The organism is Streptomyces sp. NPDC050315, assembly GCF_040655775.1.
Classification (GTDB): Bacteria; Actinomycetota; Actinomycetes; order Streptomycetales; family Streptomycetaceae; genus Streptomyces.
In genome coordinates this window covers 241,283-260,922 of the sequence record NZ_JBFAKN010000010.1, presented here as the reverse complement: position 1 = coordinate 260,922, position 19,640 = coordinate 241,283, and the positions used below count along the sequence as shown (strand labels likewise).

The following is a 19,640-nucleotide window of genomic DNA, read 5'->3' as shown; positions in this document are numbered from 1 at the left end:
GTCATTGCCGCCCCGCCGCAGCGGTCACCGGGGGGCCTCACGTAGTCTCGTGGCTGCCGCGCCGCCGCGACACGCGGTACGTGCATTTTCTCGCCCGGCACCACATGTAGTGCTTGGATGGGCGACAGCCACCAGACGTTGTGGTCCATGGTCTTCTTCGGCCCGTGGATCGCCTATGCTTGTGGTCGCTCCGGAGGCCCCGTTCGGGCCCTGTCCGGGCTATCAGCCGTACGCCGGATCGGGTTGGCGTACGTCCGTTTTCGAGGGTGAGGAGGGCAAGCCATGCACTGCCCCTTCTGCAGGCACCCCGACAGCCGGGTGGTGGACAGCCGCACCACCGACGACGGCACCTCGATCCGCCGCCGCCGGCAGTGCCCCGACTGCTCCCGGCGGTTCACGACGATCGAGACGGCGTCACTCACGGTGATCAAGCGGAGCGGGGTCACCGAGCCCTTCAGCCGTGACAAGGTCATCGCCGGCGTGCGCAAGGCGTGCCAGGGCCGGCCGGTCACCGAGGACGCGCTCGCCAAGCTCGGCCAGCGGGTCGAGGAGGCGGTCCGCGCGACCGGCAGCGCCGAGCTGTCCACGCATGACGTCGGGCTCGCCATACTGGGCCCGCTCCAGGAGCTGGACCTCGTGGCGTACCTGCGCTTCGCGAGCGTGTACCGGGCGTTCGACTCGCTCGAAGATTTTGAGGCGGCCATCGCGGAGCTGCGTGAGCAGCGGCCGCCCTCGCATCACTGCGGGAACTGCGGGGAGGCCGAGAATTCGGCGGTCCCCGTGCCCGCCCCCGCCGCCGACTGAGCTCGGCGCGCGACCAGACCTCGCCGGAGCTGAGCAGGAGCCCCGGCGCAGCAAGACATACACCGTGCCACGGGAAGAAGTGCGCACATCAGGGCGTTTACGCCCGTACAGGGAGGCGGCATGACAGAGACGACGAGCGGCCCGGCGCGAGGCTCCCGAAAGGGCAGCAAGGCGAGCAAGGGTCTGCGTATCGAGCGCATCCACACCACCCCCGGCGTGCATCCGTACGACGAGGTGGCGTGGGAGAGCCGTGACGTCGTCATGACCAATTGGCGCGACGGCTCGGTCAATTTCGAGCAGCGTGGCGTCGAGTTCCCCGACTTCTGGTCGGTGAACGCGGTCAACATCGTCACAAGCAAGTACTTCCGTGGCGCGGTCGGCTCCCCGGAGCGCGAGAAGAGCCTCAAGCAGCTCATCGACCGTGTGGTGAAGACGTACCGCAAGTCCGGTGAGGAGAACGGTTACTTCGCCTCCCCGGCCGACGCGGAGATCTTCGAGCACGAGCTGGCGTACGCGCTGCTCCACCAGGTCTTCAGCTTCAACTCGCCGGTCTGGTTCAACGTCGGCACCAAGCAGCCGCAGCAGGTCAGCGCCTGCTTCATCCTCTCCGTCGACGACTCCATGGAGTCGATCCTCGACTGGTACAAGGAAGAGGGGATGATCTTCAAGGGCGGCTCCGGCGCCGGCCTGAACCTCTCCCGCATCCGCTCCTCCAAGGAGCTGCTCTCCTCCGGCGGCAACGCCTCCGGCCCGGTCTCCTTCATGCGCGGCGCCGACGCGTCCGCCGGCACCATCAAGTCGGGCGGCGCCACCCGCCGCGCCGCCAAGATGGTCGTCCTGGACGTGGACCACCCGGACGTCGAGGCGTTCATCGAGACCAAGGTCTCCGAGGAGGAGAAGATCCGCGCGCTGCGCGACGCGGGCTTCGACATGGACCTGGGCGGCGACGACATCGCCTCCGTCCAGTACCAGAACGCCAACAACTCGGTCCGCGTGAACGACGAGTTCATGAAGGCCGTGGAGACCGGTTCGAAGTTCGGCCTGCGCGGCCGGCTGAACGGCGAGGTCATCGAGGAGGTCGACGCCAAGGGCCTGTTCCGCAAGATGGCCGAGGCCGCCTGGGCCTGCGCCGACCCCGGCATCCAGTACGACGACACCATCAACCACTGGCACACCTCGCCGGAGTCGGGCCGGATCACCGCCTCGAACCCGTGCAGCGAGTACATGCACCTGGACAACTCCTCGTGCAACCTCGCCTCGCTCAACCTCATGAAGTTCCTGCGCGACGACGACAAGGGCAACCAGTCGTTCGACGCGGAGCGCTTCGCCAAGGTCGTCGAGCTGGTCATCACCGCGATGGACATCTCCATCTGCTTCGCGGACTTCCCGACCGAGAAGATCGGTGAGACCACCCGCGCCTTCCGTCAGCTGGGCATCGGTTACGCCAACCTCGGCGCCCTGCTCATGGCCACGGGTCACGCGTACGACTCCGACGGCGGCCGCGCGCTCGCCGGTGCCATCACCTCCCTGATGACCGGTACCTCGTACAAGCGCTCCGCCGAGCTGGCCGCGGTCGTCGGCCCGTACGACGGTTACGCCCGCAACGCCGACGCCCACAAGCGCGTCATGAAGCAGCACGCGGACGCCAACGGTGCCGCCACGCGCATGGACGACCTGGACACCCCGGTGTGGGCCGCGGCCACCGAGGCGTGGCAGGACGTCGTCCGCCTCGGCGAGAAGAACGGCTTCCGCAACGCGCAGGCCTCCGTGCTGGCCCCCACCGGCACCATCGGCCTGATGATGGACTGCGACACCACGGGCGTCGAGCCGGACCTGGCCCTGGTCAAGTTCAAGAAGCTCGTCGGCGGCGGCTCGATGCAGATCGTGAACAACACGGTCCCGAAGGCCCTGAAGCGCCTGGGCTACCAGCCCGAGCAGGTCGAGGCGATCGTCGCCCACATCGCCGAGCACGGCAACGTGGTCGACGCGCCGGCCCTGAAGGCCGAGCACTACGAGGTCTTCGACTGCGCCATGGGCGAGCGCTCCATCTCCCCGATGGGTCACGTCCGCATGATGGCCGCGGCGCAGCCCTTCCTCTCCGGCGCGATCTCCAAGACGGTCAACGTCCCGGAGAGCGCCACGGTCGAGGAGATCGAGGACGTCTACTTCCAGGGCTGGAAGCTCGGCCTGAAGGCGCTCGCGATCTACCGCGACAACTGCAAGGTCGGCCAGCCGCTCTCCGCCAAGAAGAAGGAGGAGGAGAAGAAGGCTGAGCCGGTCGCCGAGAAGAAGGTCGTCGAGTACCGCCCGGTCCGCAAGCGTCTCCCGAAGGGCCGTCCCGGTATCACCACCTCCTTCACCGTCGGCGGCGCCGAGGGTTACATGACCGCGAACTCCTACCCGGACGACGGTCTGGGCGAGGTGTTCCTGAAGATGTCCAAGCAGGGCTCGACCCTCGCGGGCATGATGGACGCCTTCTCCATCGCGGTCTCGGTCGGCCTCCAGTACGGCGTGCCGCTGGAGACCTACGTCTCGAAGTTCACCAACATGCGCTTCGAGCCGGCCGGTATGACGGACGACCCGGACGTGCGGATGGCGCAGTCGATCGTCGACTACATCTTCCGCCGCCTGGCGCTGGACTTCCTGCCCTTCGAGACCCGCTCGGCGCTCGGCATCCACTCCGTCGAGGAGCGCCAGCGTCACCTGGAGACCGGTTCGTACGAGCCGGCCGAGGACGAGGTCGACATCCAGGGCCTGGCCCAGTCGGCCCCGCTGACCCCGGCGACCCAGAACTCCGCGCCGGCCTCCACTCAGGAGGTCGTCGAGGAGACCGCGGCGCCGGCCCCGAAGCAGGCGCACACCAACGCGGAGCTGGTCGAGATGCAGCTCGGCATCAACGCCGACGCCCCGCTGTGCTTCTCCTGCGGTACGAAGATGCAGCGCGCCGGCAGCTGCTACCTCTGCGAGGGCTGCGGCTCCACCAGCGGCTGCAGCTGACAGTGCGCCCCTCGGGGCGTGAATGAGCCGCTCAGGGCGGTGGAGGCGGGATCCGCCTCCACCGCCCTCGGTGTTGACTGCGGGCCTCGCGCCCGGGGGAGTCCGGTCTCGCGCCGCGTCCGTGTCGTGGCTGTCAGCCGGCGGCGGGTCGTCGCCCCATCCACGAGGCGAAGTCGTCGGCGTCGCCGTCGAATCCGCGGACGCCGCTGATGAACTGCCACTTCCCGTCACCGTCCCGGACGAACTCCGCGACCACCGCGGCCGTGGCGTCGGGGATACGGGAGAAGTCGTCCCTCGCCAGCTCGTCGTAGCCTTCGACGACGCGGACCAGCGTCTGCGGTATGTCGCCGAAGGTCCGCCGCCCGCCTCGCTGTTGGATGACGACGCCCACCACTACGCGTCCGTACCTCTCCGCCAGCCGCGAGAACTCCAGCGTCATCACCTCGTCGTCGCCGAATCCCTGGCCGGTCTTGCTGTCCCGCTTCAAGGTGATGGTGCCGTCGGGGGAGCGGCTGTCGAAGTGCACCTGGTACGCGGGCTCGCCGTACAGCGCGTCCGTGGTGTACGGCGCGGCGATGATGTCGAGGTCGTTGGCGGGCTCGCCCTGGGGGCTCGGTTCCCATTTCAGCGTGACCTCGGCCTTGTCGATCCCCTTGTTGAGACTGCTCACCAGACTTCCCTTCTTCGGCCCCGGAGCACCGTGGCCGGGCGCTTCCCGTGAATCACCATGCTGCCACGAGGGTGTGACATGCGGTGTCTGCCCGCCCTCATCCGCCGTATACGGCACATGAGTTGAAGTGTGCGTACTGTGACGCGCAGTGACGCGAGGGACGCCAGGGGCCGTACGATGGCGCGGTGCTGGTCAAATGGATTCGCTGCACTGTTGTGGACCGCGGGGGGTTCGAACGGGGGCAGCGCAAATGGGCGGGGCTGCCCGGGGAGCCGGGCTTCCGGGGGCAGGGCGGCGGCTGGAGCCGCACCCGCCCCGGCGTCGCGCATCTCGTGGCCTTCTGGGAGAGCAGGGCGTTCTACGACTCGTTCATGGCGAGATCGCACGACCGCCTGGCCGCCGCGCAGATCGGCACGTACAAGAACGGTCAGACCCGCCTCTTCGAACACGAGCTGGACGTGAAGGTCGGCTTCCGTCCCGTCTTCGAGGACGCCGATGTGCTGCGGCTGGCGTACTGCCAGGTCAAGGCGGACCGGGTCGACCATTACAAGCTGATGCAGGAGAAGATCTGGAACCCCGCGATGGCGGGCTCCCCCGGGATGCTGCGCGGCATGCTGGGGCGCGCCCCGGGGGAGGAGTTCCTGGTCCTCTCGATGTGGCAGTCGGCGGCCGAACGCGGCAAGTACCGCCCGGAACGCCTCGAACGCCTGGCCCTACGGGCGCAGACGGCGGCGGACATCATGGGCGTCACGGGCGACGTGGTCGAGCTGGAGCCTTCGTGGACGGTGTGACCTTCGTGGCCGGCCGACATCCTTCGCGTTCAGGCGTCCCTCCTGAACGTTCCCGCGTGTGCTGCTGCCAGAGCGACGGCGACGGCCTGGTCGGCGGCCCGCTCGTCCAGGCCCTCGCGGGTGATGAACAGGCGGAAAAACAGTGGGGCCGCTGCCGCGCGTACCAGTGCTCCGCCGTCGACGGCCGACCGCGGGCCGGGCAGCTCGCCGCGTTCGACGGCGCGGTCCACGATCACCTCGCAGTGCGTGAACCGTTCGGCGTAGAACGCGCGCAGCGCCTGCGCGGCCGGCTCGGACTGGAAGGCGGCGGCGATCACCGCCGAGCTGGGCGCGGCGGTCGCCGGGTCGGCGAAGGAGTGCACGACCTCCAGCGCGAGCGCGTGCAGGTCGCCGTGGAGCGAACCGGTGTCGGGCGGTGTCCAGCTGTCCTCGCCGGCCAGGTCGAGGATGTCGGCGACCAGCCCGTCGACACCGCCCCAGCGGCGGTAGAGCGTCGTCTTGTGCACGCCGGAGTGCTCGGCGACGTACTCGACGGTCAGGCCGGAGTAGCCGTGCTCGATGAGGCCGGCCAGGACGGCGTCGTGGACGGCCGCCCGCGTGCGTGCGGTACGGCCGCCGGGCCGGAGGGTGCCCGGGCGGGCGGCGCCGGTTCCGCCTGCGGCCTGCACGGTCTGCTCGTTGTCCACAGGTAAAAGCAACTCCATTGCGTTAGGTGCTGGATCGTGTCATCATCGTCAGCGTAACGCTACAACCGTCGCGTTTTGGTTCGGTCGGCTGCCGGTGCGGCCGCGGGGGAGGTCACCAGTGTTCACTCAGGTCTTCGGGTCCGGTGTCCGGGAGCGCCCCGGGCGTGGGGCGGCACCTCGTTCTAGGCTGGCGGCATGGCACGCCCCCGACGCATCGTCCTCATCAGACACGGAGAGTCCGACGGAAATATCGATGACACGGTGTACGAGCGGGAGCCGGACCACGCCCTGAGTCTGACGGAGCGCGGCGTCAAGCAGGCCGAGGAGGCCGGTGTACAGCTGCGGACGATGTTCGGGGACGAGCGAATATCCGCGTACGTCTCTCCGTACCGCCGCACGCACCAGACGTTCCAGGCGCTCGGTCTGGACAGGGAGCGGGTCCGGGTCCGCGAGGAGCCGCGGCTGCGCGAGCAGGACTGGGGGAACTGGCAGGACCGGGACGACGTACGGCTCCAGAAGGCGTACCGCGACGCCTACGGCCACTTCTTCTACCGCTTCGCCCAGGGGGAGTCGGGTGCGGACGTCTACGACCGGGTGGGCGCGTTCCTGGAGAGCCTGTGGCGCAGCTTCGAGGCCCCCGATCATCCGCCGAACGTACTGATCGTCACGCACGGGCTGACCATGCGCTTGTTCTGTATGAGGTGGTTCCACTGGACCGTCGCCGAATTTGAATCGCTGTCCAATCCCCACAACGCCGATCACCGTACTCTGCTGCTCGGTCCGGACGGGCGGTACCGCCTTGACCGGCCGTTCGAGAGCTGGTGTACACCGCAGTCCTACGGGGTCACCGGCTAAAGTGCAGATGATGACCGCCGATCACCGTGACAGTGACGCACAGCGCTTCGCGCGGGCCCTGGAGAGCCTGCGGGGGCTCGCCGTGGGCGACGCCCTGGGGTCCCAGTTCTTCGTGCCCGCCCATTACCCCGCGCTGAAGAGCCGCGTCCTGCCGCCGGCGCCCTGGCGGTGGACCGATGACACCGAGATGGCCGCCTCCGTGCTGGCCGTACTGACCGAGTACGGCCGCATCGACCAGGACGCGCTCGCCCGCTCCTTCGCGGAGCACCACGACGTCGACCGCGCCTACGGTCCCGCCGTGGACCGCCTGCTCCGGCAGGTGCGGGAGGGGCGGGACTGGCGCGAACTGGCCTCGGCGCTCTTCAAGGGGCACGGGTCGTGGGGCAACGGTGCCGCCATGCGCATCGCCCCGCTGGGTGCCTGGTACGCCGACGACCCCGAGCAGGCCACGCACCAGGCGGAGATCTCGGCGTACGTCACGCACCAGCACCGTGAGGCGGTCGTCGGGGCGATGGCGGTGGCTGCCGCCGCCGCGCTCGTCGCCGCACCGGGCCGCGTCACCGGTCCGGAAGCGCTGCTGGACGCCGTCATGGAGCTCATCCCGCGCAGCGCGGTCCAGGCGGGGCTGCGCCGCGCCCGCGACATGCTCGACTACGCCGACGCGAGCACGGTCGCGGCGGTGCTCGGCTGCGGCCGTCGGACCACCGCGCACGACACCGTGCCGTTCACGCTGTGGGCCGCCGCCCGCAACCTCGGCAATTACGAGCAGGCGTTCTGGACCACCGCCCGGGCGGGTGGTGACGTGGACACCACGTGCGCGATCGTCGGCGCCATCGTCGCGGCCGGCCCGGAGGGCGCACCGCCGGAGGAGTGGCTGGCGGGCACGGAGGACCTCCCGTCCTGGATGCCGAACGGCGTGGGCTGAGGTCCGTAGGGGGCGCCTGGCGCGTACGGCGTGCCCAGGGCTCCTCGGGCTGGGCGATGGGCGGCGTAGCCTTGATATCGGGCCCCGCGGGGCGCTGCTGGGGCCTTGGGCAATTCGGTCGCTCGGTGAAGGTCGGGAGCATGCGTACCACCCACTCTCGGGGAGCCGGGTACAGAGGGCCCGCAAGCCCCTTGTCGGATGGCGGTGCTCCGGACCGTGTTTCGCGCCCCGGTTCCCGGGGTGACAACACCGGCTGTGGGGGACGAATCGAGCGTGGGGGACCCGCGGTGCGAGGCCGGGAGGGGCGGGGGCGTACTCTGTCTGGCGCCATGCCCTACGAGCCCCCTACTCATACCGTCGAGCGATCGCTGCGCGCCACGACGGGCGCCAAGATCATCGCAGGAGTGGACGAGGTCGGGCGCGGAGCCTGGGCCGGCCCGGTGAGCGTCTGCGCCGCCGTGACCGGACTGCGCCGCCCGCCCGCCGGACTCACCGACTCCAAGCTGCTGACCCCCAAGCGCCGCGACGAACTCGCCGCCGTGCTCAGCGACTGGGTCACCTGTCACGCCCTCGGCCACGCCAGCCCCGAGGAGATCGACGAACTGGGCATGACCGCCGCTCTCCGGCTGGCCGCCGTCCGCGCGCTGGAAGCCCTTCCGGTCCGGCCCGACGCGGTCATCCTCGACGGCAAGCACGACTACCTCGGTGCCCCTTGGAGGGTCCGTACGGTCATCAAGGGCGACCAGTCCTGTGTCGCCGTCGCCGCCGCCTCGGTGATAGCGAAGGTGCGGCGCGACGCGATGATGGCCGAACTGGGCCTGGAACACGAGCACTTCGGCTTCGCGGACAATGCCGGCTACCCCTCGCCGGTGCACCGCGCGGCCCTGGAGGAGTGGGGCCCGACCCCGTACCACCGGCTGTCGTGGTCCTACATGGACGCGCTGCCGCGCTGGCAGCACCTGAAGAAGGTGCGCCTCACCCCAGAATCAGCCGCTCTGGAGGCCGGTGGCCAACTCGGCTTCGACTTCTGAGCGGTACGGATGTGAATCCGGTACCCGCTGACATGTCCCGTACCTACGTTTGATAGACATCACTTCATGCCTCTCATCCCCGAGGAGCCTCAGATTCACGAGAGTGTCCCGGGTCCCCGCGCAACTCCGGCCGCCGGCCGCACCGCGCCGACCCCCCGTCCCGTACCTGGTCCCGGTCCCCGCCCCGCGCCTCCGCGCGGCGCCCCCGCGTCCAGCGCCCGTCCCGGCAAGCCCGGTCCGTCCCGCGGTCCGGCTCCCACGCCGCCCGCGCAGCGCACGGCTCCCAAGCCGTCCGCGGCGGCCGGTGCCGGCACCGCCCCCGCCGCTGCCTCCGGAGCGCAGCTGCAGCTGATCCCCGCGCCGGCCGACGGTGCCGTGGACGCCGCCGACGAGGCGGTCGACCTGCTGCTGGACTCCGGACGCGCCCCGAGCGAGGTGCTCGTCCTGACCACCGGCGACCCGCACCCGTGGGCCACGCACGAGCTGTCCTTCGGCGAGGCGTCCTACTGGGCGCAGCACGACGCCGCTGACGACGTGTTCTACGCGGACGCCGTCGCCGAGCGCGCCAAGGGCCGCCCCGTGGTGGTCGTCGCGGTCAACGGCGGCTCGGACGAGACCGTCGCCAAGGCCCTGCCCGCCGCCATGGCCCGGGCCGGCGCCCTGCTGATCGTCTGCGGCGATCCCCAGCGGATCAACGCCCTCATCGGGGCGTCGGCGTAAGCGAGCCGGCTCGGAGGGGCCCGGACCGGCCATGACGGCCGCCGGGCTCGCTCCGTACGGCCGGACTCGCCCGTTACCGCTGGGCTCGCTCCGTACCGCCCGCCTCTCGCGGCGTTGCGATCAGCGGGCCGCAGTACGTCGGCGGGCCTCCGGTGCGCCGCCGCCCGTGCGCCGCGGCGGTCCCGCGGCCATGCCGCCGTCGTGCCGCTCGCGGGTCGCGTCCGACAGCTGAGGACGTTCCGGCCGTGCGCCGGTGTACGGCCGGCGCCCGCCGCGGCCTTCCCCGAGCACCTGCCAGCCGTCGCGCGTCAGCGTGATGTACGCGCCGCAGCGCAGCCCGTGCAAGGTGCAGGCGTCGCGCAGCCCCCACATCCACGCGCCGTCCGCCTCCGTCCACAGCGGCCCGCCGTCGCGGCAGTACAGCAGCACGGCCGTCCGCACCGGTGCGCGCAGCCGCAGATCGTGCGGGACCACCCGGCGCAACTGCGAAAGCAGTGCGTTGCGGAAGTCCCAGCCGTCGGGCGCGTCCGTACGCAGTACGAAGGACGCGCTGGCGGTCACCCGTTCCTCCGGATCGAGCACTGCGACCACGGCGGTGGACGGGCCGGGCAGATGCCGGTCGTGCAGGCCGGTGACGACCTCACGAGGGTTGCGCAGCAGGGGAATTCCCGCCGAGGCCCACTCGGAGGGCTCCAGCATCCGGCCCAGCCTGGCGGCCGACGCGGTGGCGGAGGGCTGGGTCGTGGTCAGGGGCGGAGCGATGCCGAAGGTCACGGTCCTCCCTTCGTCGACGCGACGGAAGCCGGGGCGGCCGGGCGCAGCGTCGCACCAGGACACACCCCTGCTGAGCCGCGGACGGCTGGAATGGGGAAGCACTACGATTCTCGCGGTCGTACACGCTTGCGGCAATGAGCAATTCGCCGCAGCGTTCCGGAATCGATGGGTGCGTCTTCCTTTTTCCTTCCCGCTCAACCGCCCGCCGAAGCGCGTCCCGCCGCACGGTTCCGCCCCGCACGGCGCGGACCAGCGGAAACACCGCTCCCGCAGAGCCCTGCCCGGCGCGCCCCGCCCGCCGCGCCCCGACTCCGGGCGTCGCACAGCCCGTTGAGCCCCCCCGAGCCCGCCGGGCCGCCCGCTCCCGCCCCGTGATCAGCTCTGTACAGCCAGCACCAGCGGCAGCACACCCCCCGCCCCCGCCCGGCGGAGCAGTCGCGCAGCGACCGCGAGCGTCCAGCCGGTCTCGGTCGCATCGTCCACCAGGAGGACCGGGCCGTCCGCGGCGCGCAACGCCTCGGCCAGCTGCGGCGGCACCGTCAGCGCCCCGTCGAGGGCGCGCAGCCGCTGCGCACTGTTGGAGCGCGGCAGCTGCGTCCCGTCAGCGTCCGCCGCGTACGCGATCGACCCCAGCAGCGGCATCCTGCCGATCTCGGCGACCCGGGCACCGAGGGACTGGACCAGCTGGGGGCGGGTGTGGGACGCCATGGTGACGACGCCCACCGGCCGGGCGGGCGCCTCCGGATCGCCGCTCGCCCAGCCGCCCGGCCCCTTCGCCCAGTCGGCCAGCACCCCGACCACGGCGTCGAGCACGTCGGCCGGCACCGGACCGTCCGGGGCCTGCGGCGTCAGGAGCGGGCGCAGCCGATTGCCCCAGCCGATGTCCGAGAGCCGGCCGAGGGCCCGCCCCGCACCGGCCTGCTCGCCCACCGGGATGCGTCCCTTGAGATCGACCCCGATGGCAGGCAGCCCCGTCGGCCACATCCGGCGCGGCTCCACGACGACGCCCGCGCGGTCCAGCTCACCGCGCGCCGCGTCCAGCGCGGCGGGGGAGACCTCGGCGGTGAAGCGCGCCCCCGCGCAGTTGTCGCAGCGGCCGCACGGCGCCGCGCCCTCGTCGTCCAGCTGCCGCTGCAGGAACTCCATCCGGCAGCCGTCCGTCGTGGCGTACTCGCGCATCGCCTGCTGCTCGGCCTCGCGCTGCTTCGCCACCCAGGCGTACCGCTCCGCGTCGTACGTCCACGGCTGCCCCGTGGCGGTCCAGCCGCCCTTCACCCGCCGGACCGCGCCGTCCACGTCCAGGACCTTGAGCATCGTCTCCAGGCGGGAGCGGCGCAGCTCCACGAGCGGCTCCAGCGCGGGCAGCGAAAGCGGCCGCTCCGCACCGGCGAGCACGTCGATCGTCCGTCGCACGAGCTCCTCGGGCGGGAAGGCGATGGAGGCGAAGTACGCCCAGATCGCTTCATCCTCCCGGCCGGGCAGCAGCAGGACCTCGGCGTGCTCCACTCCGCGGCCGGCGCGGCCCACCTGCTGGTAGTAGGCGATGGACGAGGAGGGCGAGCCGAGATGGACGACGAAGCCGAGGTCGGGCTTGTCGAAGCCCATGCCGAGCGCGGAGGTGGCGACCAGCGCCTTGACGCGGTTGCCGAGCAGGTCCTCCTCGGCCTGCTGGCGGTCGGCGTTCTCGGTCTTGCCGGTGTACGAGGCGACCGTGTGCCCGCACTGCCGCAGGAAGGCCGTGACCTCCTCGGCGGCGGCCACCGTGAGGGTGTAGATGATCCCGGAGCCCGGCAGATCGTTCAGATGCTCGGCGAGCCACGCCATGCGGTGGGCCGCGTCGGGCAGCCGGAGCACGCCGAGGCTCAGGCTCTCCCGGTCCAGCGGGCCGCGCAGCACCAGGGCGTCCGAGCTGCCGCCCGTGCCGAGCTGCTCGGCCACGTCGGCCGTCACCCGGGCGTTGGCCGTCGCCGTCGTGGCCAGTACGGGCACGCCCGGCGGCAGGTCGGCGAGCATCGTGCGCAGCCGGCGGTAGTCGGGCCGGAAGTCGTGGCCCCAGTCCGAGATGCAGTGTGCCTCGTCCACCACCAGCAGGCCGGTCGCCGCGGCGAGCTTGGGCAGCACCTGGTCGCGGAAGTCCGGGTTGTTCAGCCGCTCGGGGCTGACCAGCAGTACGTCCACCTCGCCGGCCGCCACCTCGGCCTGGACGGTGTCCCACTCCTCGGTGTTGGAGGAATTGATCGTGCGCGCGCGGATGCCCGCCCGCGCTGCCGCCTCGACCTGGTTCCGCATCAGTGCCAGCAGCGGCGAGACGATCACCGTCGGGCCGCTGCCGCGCTGCCGCAGCAGGGCGGTCGCGACGAAGTACACGGCCGACTTGCCCCAGCCCGTGCGCTGCACCACCAGCGCCCGGCGGTGCTCGGCGACCAGCGCCTCGATTGCCCGCCACTGGTCCTCGCGCAGCCGGGCCGCGCCCGCCGGGGCGCCGACGAGGCGGGCCAGCACCGCGTCGGCCGCCTGCCGCAGGGTTCCGTCGTTCGTGTCGTCCATGCGTCCATGCAAGCGCATACCACTGACAACGGGCGAACCGGCGGCCGGTGCGGTGTTCACGACGCGGGGTCACCTGCCGGCCCGCCCGGCGCCAGCATCGCGTTGGCCTCGGCATACGGGACGGCGTCCGCCCCGAAGCCGAAGGTGCCCTGATCACGGATTTCCTGGGCCGCGCGGACGACGGCGCCGAGCGAGGCCCGGGAGAGCGCCGAGCCGACGCTGACCCGCCGTACGCCCAGGGCGCCGAGATCGGTGACGGACAGCCGTAGCGCGGGCGAGCCCATGAGGACGTTGACGGGCGCCGAGACGGCGGAGCACACCGCGCGGATGGCGTCCGCGTCGGGCAGGGCCGGCGCGTAGAGCACGTCGGCGCCCGCGGCCTCGTACGCCTGGAGGCGGCGGATGGTGTCGTCGAGGTCGGGCCTGCCCTGGAAGAAGTTCTCCGCGCGTGCGGTCACCGTGAAGGGGAAGTCGAGCTCCTTGGCCGCGGCGACGGCCGCCGCCACGCGCTCCACTGCCTCCTCCAGCGGTCGTACGGGGTCCTCGGCCCGGCCAGTGGAGTCCTCGACCGACCCGCCGACCAGCCCCACCGCGGCGGCGCGCCGGATGGTTTCGGCGACCTCCTCCGGGCTGTCGCCGAAACCGCTCTCCAGGTCGGCGGTGACCGGCAGCGGGGTCGCGGCGGCGATCGCCGCCGCGTTGTCCAGGATCTCCGTCCGGCCGATGGGGCCGGCGCCGTCGGGCAGGCCCATGGCGTACGCCAGGCCGGCGCCGGTGGTGGCCAGCGCGGCGAACCCCATCCCGGTCAGGACGCGGGCGGTCCCCGCGTCCCACGGATTGGGCACAACGAAGGGCTGCGGGCCTTCGTGGAGCTGCTGAAACGCGACGGCACGGCGGTGCTGCGCTGCGGTGGAGCGGTTCATTCCGGGAGTCTCCTCTGTGGTGGTCGGGAGATGGGCGTGAAGCCCTCTCAAGCAAACCCAACGCGCTCATCAAGACGCGCGTTCGCGCCAGAGTCAGTGCCGCGTCTCCGCTGCCGCTGTTCCCGAATCGACCGGCGGAGCGGAATCGGCCGGAGTCGACGGCCGGGCCGCGGAGTCGGGCGACGCCTGTGGCGCGCGGACGCCGCGCCTCCGGGAGACCGCGACCCCGCCGAGGCAGATGGCGCCTCCGAGGAGGGTGAGCCAACCCGGTACCTCCCGCAGGAAGATCCAGGAAATGAGGACCACCACGGCGGGCACCGCGTAGGTCGTCGCCCCCATCTTGCCCGCGGTCGTCCGGGACAGCGCGTAGGCCCAGGTGCTGAAGGCCAGGGCGGTCGGGAAGAGCCCCAGGTAGACGACGTTGAGGGTCGCCGAGAGCGGCGCCTCGGACAGCTGCGAGACCAACTGCCCGCTGAACGGCAGGCAGGCGACCGTGCCGATGAGGCAGCCGAACGTCGTGGTCTGCATCGGGGTCGCGTACCGCAGGGCGGGTTTCTGCGACACCACTCCGGCCCCGTAGGCCACCGCCGCCAGCAGGCAGAGCAGTACGCCCCATACGGAGGACGAGCCCTCGCCGGACGTGGAGAAGCCCACCACGAGCGCGCCGACGAACGACACCGCCATGCCGAGCATCAGCAGGGGTGGGAAGCCCTCCTTGAGCAGCCAGCCGCCCAGCAGGGCAATCACCATCGGTCCGATGTTGACGACCATGGACGCGGTGCCGGCGTCGACTTTCTGCTCTCCCCAGTTCAGGGCCACCATGTAGACCCCGAACCACAGCACTCCGGATACGACAATGCCCGGCCATGCCTTACGTGGCGGTAAACCGCCCCGCTTGACCAGCAATACGCAGACCAAAGCGAGGGAACCGGTCACGAGCCGGCCGAGTGCGAGCGCTCCGGGGCTGAAGTGGTCGGCCGAGGCGCGAATGGAGACGAACGCCGAAGCCCAGAGAACAACGGTGACCGATGCCGCAATGAGCGCACTACGGTCGGTTCCGGAAGTATTTGTCGATCGAATCACGCAGGCAATGTAATCACCCGCATACCTCGTGAACAGATCGTCGCACGGTTCGTCGTCACCGCCCAACTCACCGCGAGAACAAGCTATTTGGTGAGGCATGCCGACGCTGCGCCACGGGGACTCCGGTGGGGCTGACCGCCGCCGCGGATTGTGGAAAACCTTCGTCACCCGGGAGTTATCCACAGGGGTCGCGGAGGCCGGCTCGGCCGCGGGATCTTCGAGCCATGAACCAGCACATCGAGCCGGCGAACCCGGCAGAGCACCCGTCCACCACGTCCCCGAAGACCTCCGAGACCCAGGTCACCCTGCGCAGCCCCGCCGAACTGGCGGACGCCCTCCCGTACTTGCTCGGCTTCTACCCCGACGACAGCATCGTCCTCGTCACTCTCCACGGCGAGCGGAGCCGCTTCGGCGGCCGCGTCCGGCTCGGCATCCCCGCCGACACCGACCAGTGGCCCGCCGTCGCCGACCAGCTCGCCGACTGCCTGATCACCTCGGGCCGGGAGCGCGGCACACCGCCCCGCGGCATCATCGCCTTCCTCTGCCAGGACCCCTCGGCCGCCGAGACCGGCCGGGAGGTGAAGGACCGCCTCAGGCCGCTCGCCCAGCGGCTGCGCACGGCCTGCGGCAGCCGGGACGTCCCCGTCATGGAAGCCCTCTGTCTCTCCAACGGGCGCTACTGGTCCTACGTCTGCCCGGACGAGCGCTGCTGCCCGGCCGACGGCACCCCGCTCGCCCTCCCCGGCACGTCCGTCATGGCGGCGGCCGCCGCTTACGCCGGCGTCCAGGTCCGCGGGTCGCTGAAGGAGATGGAGGCCCGGCTGGCCCCGCTCACCGGACGCCGCGCCGACGACCAGATCAAGGCCCTCGACGCGGCGGCGGCCGCCCTCGTCCCGCGCATGTTGTCCGGTCAGGACCCGCACACGGTCCGCGAGGAGACCTGCGCCCTCCTGACGCGCACGCTCCGTACCTTCCGGGACGACCCGCCCTCCGGCAGTCACCGCGCCAAGGACGCCTGCGACGACGCACTCCTCGGCAACGGCGAGGCCGCCGAGCTGATCCTCGGCCTCCAGGACCGTCTCACCCGCGACCGTGCCGCCGCGTGGCTGGAAGGACCCGACGCCGCACCGGCGCTGCGACTGTGGCGCGCGCTGGCCCGCCGCTGCCCCGGGGCGTACGAGAGCCATGCCGCCGCACCGCTCACGCTGGCCGGCTGGGTCGCCTGGGCGAGCGGTGACGCCGCGTCCGCCCGTGTGGCCCTGGGCCGCGCCCTCACCCTCGACCCCGACTACCTCTTCGCGCAGCTCCTCCACCGCGGCCTCAACGAGGGACTCGACCTGGAGAAGCTCCGCGACTGCCTCCGTTCCACACCCAACCCGGCCGAGAGCTCCGCGACCTCTACGACCTCGGAGGACGCCCACTCGGCGGATACCGCGTGTGCCCCCGCCGCCCCTGCTGAAGCGCCTCAGTTGCCTGCCGAGGCGCCCCCGCTCCCCGCCGAAGCCCCGGTAGGGACCGCCGCGAACGTCTCCCGCGCCGGCCGCGTGCCGAGCCGCCGTCCCCGTGCCGACCGGCCCGCGGGCCCCCGGGCACGCACCCGCCCGGCAGCGCGTCCGCGCACGGGGCGACCCCACCCTCGTACGGGCCCCACGGGCGGCCGCCGGGACGACCGGAGCCCCCGATGAGCCCGCACGCCCTGACATTCCGGCGTTACCTGCGCATCGGCCGCGGCGTTCCCCTAGGTGGCGCAGACCGTACGGAATCCCTTTTACGTCAGGGAGCACTCCCCATGGCAGGCATGTTCCCCACCACCCCGCCGGCCCACCCGGCCCCCGCACGGCAGCGCGCCGCGCCCTCGCCCCGGCCTTCCGGGCCGCAACCCGTCCATACGGCGCTGATCTGCGTCGCGCTGCCCGCGCTCGCGATCTCCGACACCGCCGACGGCCAGCTCACCGGCCGGGGCATGGAGGGCTTCTACCGCTCCGGCAGACGCGTGCTCGCCCGCTGCGTCCTGCGGGTGGCCGGCGCTCAGCCGCTGACCGTGCAGGCCAGGCCGCTCGCCGCCGACCGTGCCCGCTTCACCGGCACGCTCCGCACATCCCACGACCCCGGGCCCGACCCCGGCCTCCTGGTCGAGCGCCTCCGGCACGCCGACGGCACCGAACGGATCACGCTGCACAACCACACCCGTCGGGCGCTGCGTCTGCCCCTCGAAATCACCTTCGCCACCGACCTTGCCGAGCTGGGCGCCGTCGCCGGTGGACTCCCCGGGCCCGATCTGCCCGCCACCGTCCATGGCGCCGGCCTCCGTTGGGCCACCGACACGGTCCACGCCACCGTGGCCGCGGACCCACCGCCCGACGACGCGCTCGCGGCGGCCGGGCTGCTGCGCTGGGGACTGCACCTGCCACCCGGCGCCCACCGCACCATCGAGCTCCGCATCCGCAGCGGCACCACCGCACCGGCGCGCCCCGCCTCCCGCGGCAGCGCCACCCCCGCCGCCCCCGGACCGAGCGCCGACCGCCCGCCGCGCCCCTGGTCCGCCGCCCGGCTCCAGTGCGGCGACGCACGAGCCGGTACGTTGCTCGCCACCGCACTGGACGATCTCAACGGCCTCCTGATCCGGGACCCCGCGGTGCCCGCCGACGCCTGCCTCGCCGCCGGCGTCCCCTGGCGCTGCATCCTGGCACCGGCCGAGTCCCTGTCCGCCGCCCGCATGCTCCTCCCGCTGGGCACCGGACTAGCGGCGAGCACCCTGCGCGTCCTCGCCCGGACCCAGCACGCCGATCCAGGACCGGAATTCGGACGAATTCCCGGCCCGTTGCGCGACGCGGGCCCCCTTTCGCCGCCCAGCTGCAGCGGTATCGAGGCGACCCTGCTGTTCCCCACTGTCCTCGCCGAAGCCCGCCGGTGGGGCCTGCCGACGCCCGAAGTGGAACGCCTGTTGCCTGCCGCCGAGCGGTGCCTCACCTGGCTGCGTCGTACGACGGAGCAGGCCGCCGACTCCCCGGTCACCGGCGGTTGCGTACCCGATCCGGCGCCCACCGGCCCGTACCGCTGCGAAACGCAGGCCCATGCCCATCGCGCCGCAGTGCTGGGCGCCGATCTCCTCGATGCCTGCAACCGTCCCGGAGGCGACGCGCTCCGCGACCGGGCCGCCGCACTGCGCCGGCGCTTCCGCGACGGGTTCTGGATCGACGACGCGGGCGGCGGCCGCCCCGCGGCCCTGTGCGCCCCCGACGGCCGGCCGCTCACGCGCCTCGTCGCCGGCGCGGCGCACCTCCTCGACACCGGCCTGCTCGGCGCCGGCACCTTCGCGCCCGGTCTGCTCGACAGCACTCGCGCGGATCAGGTGGCGAGGTTGCTGAACAGCCCTGCGCTGGACACCGGGTGGGGCCTGCGCGGCCTCGGCGCCAAGGAGGACGGCTACAACCCCTTCGGCCACCGCAGCGGAGCGGTCCGCGTGCAGGACACCGCTGTCGCCGCCTCGGGCCTGGCCGCCGCCGGCCACGAAGCGGCGGCGACCTCCTTGATCCGAGGGCTGCTGGACGCCGCGGAGACCTTCGCGTACCGCCTCCCGGAGATGTACTCGGGACAGCAGCGCACGGGCGACGGCGCTCCCGTGGCGCACCCCACGGCCTGTCGCCCGGCGGCGGTGGCGGCGGCCGGCGCGGTGCACGCCCTGGTCGCGCTCGCGGGCATCCGCCCCGATGTCCCCGGGGGCACGCTCTCCGTGCGGCCCGTCGCCGGCACGCCCCTGGGCGCCCTGCACTTCACCGGCCTGACCGTCGCGGAGCGGCCTTTCGCCGTACATGTCAGCGGCCGTGGCCTGGGAATGGTGGAGGAGGCGGCGGATGGCCTGCAACTGGGGGCGTGAAGCAGCGGACGGCCTGTTTATCGTCAGGCGGACGACTATGATCGCGGCATGCCTCCCTACGACCCGTCGGCCTTCCCTCCGTTCGCCGTCACCGTCGACCTGGTCGTGCTCACCGTGCGCAGGCACGCGTTGTGCGCGTTGGCCGTGCGTCGCGGTGAGCCACCGTTCCCGGGGCGGTGGGCCCTGCCCGGCGGATTCGTGCGGGCCGACGAGGACCTGGAGACCGCGGCGGCCAGGGAGCTCGCCGAGGAAACCGGCCTGCATGCCCACGGTCCGGCGGGCCCGCAGCTGTTCCCCGGTGCCCACCTCGAACAGCTCGCCACGTACGGAGATCCGAAGCGGGACCCGCGGATGCGGGTGGTCAGCGTGGCTCATCTGGTGCTCGCTCCCGACCTGCCGGCACCGCGCGCGGGCGGCGATGCGCACAGCGCGCGCTGGGCTCCGGTCGAGACGCTGCTCGGCCAGGAGAACGGCCTCGCCCGCGACGGCGAACCGACCGCCTCCCTGGCCTTCGACCACGCGCGCATTCTCGGGGACGGCGTGGAGCGGGCCCGCTCCAAGATCGAGTACTCCTCGCTCGCCACCGCGTTCTGCCCGCCGGAGTTCACGGTGGGGGAGCTGCGCCGGGTGTACGAGGCGGTCTGGGGCGTGGCCCTGGACCCGCGGAACTTCCACCGCAAGGTGACCGGCACCCCCGGCTTCCTCGTCCCGACCGGCGGCACGACGACCCGTCAGGGCGGCCGCCCGGCCCAGCTCTTCAGGGCAGGCGGCGCGACCCTCCTGAACCCGCCGATGCTCCGCCCGGAGGTGTGATCCCGGGCGCCTGCTCCTGGACCTGCTGCCCCGGGGCGGGCGCGGGTCGGCTTCCGCGAGGACACGAGCAGCGCGATGGACTCGGCATTACGGGCAAATAGGGCATTACGGGTTACCTTGGCGAGGTGAGTCCTTCAGTCCCCG

At 72.2% G+C, this 19,640-nt stretch carries 16 protein-coding genes; 10 read left to right on the top strand and 6 right to left on the bottom strand.

Annotated elements, in window-relative coordinates; all coding sequences use genetic code 11:
• Positions 1 to 282 precede the first annotated feature (282 nt).
• Both nrdR and AB0I82_RS32030 read left to right on the top strand, forming a co-directional pair.
• Positions 283 to 804 (top strand): transcriptional regulator NrdR, encoded by a 522-nt coding sequence (gene nrdR / locus AB0I82_RS32035; protein WP_030260734.1) that lies wholly within the window; start codon positions 283 to 285, stop codon positions 802 to 804.
• 120 nt (positions 805 to 924) lie between these two features.
• Positions 925 to 3,801 carry a vitamin B12-dependent ribonucleotide reductase gene (locus AB0I82_RS32030; protein WP_363260941.1) on the top strand — a complete coding sequence of 959 codons (2,877 nt, stop codon included), beginning with the start codon at positions 925 to 927 and terminating at the stop codon, positions 3,799 to 3,801.
• A 133-nt stretch (positions 3,802 to 3,934) separates the two neighbouring features.
• Here AB0I82_RS32030 and AB0I82_RS32025 read toward each other — a convergent pair whose 3' ends face one another.
• Positions 3,935 to 4,471: a TerD family protein gene (locus tag AB0I82_RS32025; RefSeq protein WP_363260940.1), complete on the bottom strand. Its 537-nt coding sequence runs from the start codon at positions 4,469 to 4,471 to the stop codon at positions 3,935 to 3,937.
• 185 nt (positions 4,472 to 4,656) lie between these two features.
• On the opposite strand from AB0I82_RS32025, the gene AB0I82_RS32020 reads away from it, so the two are divergent.
• Positions 4,657 to 5,262 carry a YdbC family protein gene (locus tag AB0I82_RS32020; RefSeq protein WP_363260939.1) on the top strand — a complete coding sequence of 202 codons (606 nt, stop codon included), beginning with the start codon at positions 4,657 to 4,659 and terminating at the stop codon, positions 5,260 to 5,262.
• Between the two features lie 29 nt (positions 5,263 to 5,291).
• Here AB0I82_RS32020 and AB0I82_RS32015 read toward each other — a convergent pair whose 3' ends face one another.
• Positions 5,292 to 5,948, bottom strand: coding sequence for a TetR/AcrR family transcriptional regulator (locus AB0I82_RS32015; protein ID WP_363260938.1), 657 nt, complete (start codon positions 5,946 to 5,948; stop codon positions 5,292 to 5,294).
• Between the two features lie 195 nt (positions 5,949 to 6,143).
• On the opposite strand from AB0I82_RS32015, the gene AB0I82_RS32010 reads away from it, so the two are divergent.
• The 4 genes from AB0I82_RS32010 to AB0I82_RS31995 all read left to right on the top strand — a co-directional run bounded on the left by AB0I82_RS32010 (position 6,144) and on the right by AB0I82_RS31995 (position 9,479).
• Entirely contained in the window at positions 6,144 to 6,803 is a 660-nt protein-coding gene (locus AB0I82_RS32010) for a histidine phosphatase family protein (protein WP_363260937.1), read from the top strand.
• Positions 6,804 to 6,813: 10 nt separating this feature from the next.
• Complete coding sequence (locus tag AB0I82_RS32005; protein ID WP_363260936.1) at positions 6,814 to 7,728, top strand: ADP-ribosylglycohydrolase family protein; 915 nt, start codon at positions 6,814 to 6,816, stop codon at positions 7,726 to 7,728.
• A gap of 329 nt (positions 7,729 to 8,057) precedes the next feature.
• The gene (locus tag AB0I82_RS32000) at positions 8,058 to 8,759 is read left to right on the top strand and encodes a ribonuclease HII (RefSeq protein WP_363260935.1); all 702 of its coding nucleotides are present in this window, start codon (positions 8,058 to 8,060) and stop codon (positions 8,757 to 8,759) included.
• Between the two features lie 66 nt (positions 8,760 to 8,825).
• Positions 8,826 to 9,479 carry a hypothetical protein gene (locus AB0I82_RS31995; protein WP_363260934.1) on the top strand — a complete coding sequence of 218 codons (654 nt, stop codon included), beginning with the start codon at positions 8,826 to 8,828 and terminating at the stop codon, positions 9,477 to 9,479.
• Between the two features lie 120 nt (positions 9,480 to 9,599).
• Here the strand turns inward: AB0I82_RS31995 and AB0I82_RS31990 are convergent, their stop codons facing one another.
• From AB0I82_RS31990 to AB0I82_RS31975, 4 genes are all read right to left on the bottom strand, one after another.
• The gene (locus AB0I82_RS31990; RefSeq protein ID WP_363260933.1) at positions 9,600 to 10,253 is read right to left on the bottom strand and encodes a hypothetical protein; all 654 of its coding nucleotides are present in this window, start codon (positions 10,251 to 10,253) and stop codon (positions 9,600 to 9,602) included.
• 375 nt (positions 10,254 to 10,628) lie between these two features.
• Entirely contained in the window at positions 10,629 to 12,800 is a 2,172-nt protein-coding gene (locus tag AB0I82_RS31985; protein WP_363260932.1) for a RecQ family ATP-dependent DNA helicase, read from the bottom strand.
• A 56-nt stretch (positions 12,801 to 12,856) separates the two neighbouring features.
• Positions 12,857 to 13,723 carry an isocitrate lyase/phosphoenolpyruvate mutase family protein gene (locus AB0I82_RS31980; protein WP_363260931.1) on the bottom strand — a complete coding sequence of 289 codons (867 nt, stop codon included), beginning with the start codon at positions 13,721 to 13,723 and terminating at the stop codon, positions 12,857 to 12,859.
• A 93-nt stretch (positions 13,724 to 13,816) separates the two neighbouring features.
• Complete coding sequence (locus AB0I82_RS31975) at positions 13,817 to 14,806, bottom strand: DMT family transporter (RefSeq protein WP_363260930.1); 990 nt, start codon at positions 14,804 to 14,806, stop codon at positions 13,817 to 13,819.
• A 224-nt stretch (positions 14,807 to 15,030) separates the two neighbouring features.
• Here AB0I82_RS31975 and AB0I82_RS31970 point away from each other — a divergent pair, with 224 nt between their 5' ends.
• The 3 genes from AB0I82_RS31970 (at position 15,031) to AB0I82_RS31960 (ending at position 19,496) form a co-directional block, all read left to right on the top strand.
• Entirely contained in the window at positions 15,031 to 16,491 is a 1,461-nt protein-coding gene (locus AB0I82_RS31970) for a DUF4192 domain-containing protein (RefSeq protein ID WP_363260929.1), read from the top strand.
• Between the two features lie 113 nt (positions 16,492 to 16,604).
• Positions 16,605 to 18,683 (top strand): glycogen debranching N-terminal domain-containing protein, encoded by a 2,079-nt coding sequence (locus AB0I82_RS31965; RefSeq protein ID WP_363261000.1) that lies wholly within the window; start codon positions 16,605 to 16,607, stop codon positions 18,681 to 18,683.
• Positions 18,684 to 18,731: 48 nt separating this feature from the next.
• Positions 18,732 to 19,496 carry an NUDIX hydrolase gene (locus AB0I82_RS31960; protein ID WP_030260778.1) on the top strand — a complete coding sequence of 255 codons (765 nt, stop codon included), beginning with the start codon at positions 18,732 to 18,734 and terminating at the stop codon, positions 19,494 to 19,496.
• Positions 19,497 to 19,640 lie beyond the last annotated feature (144 nt).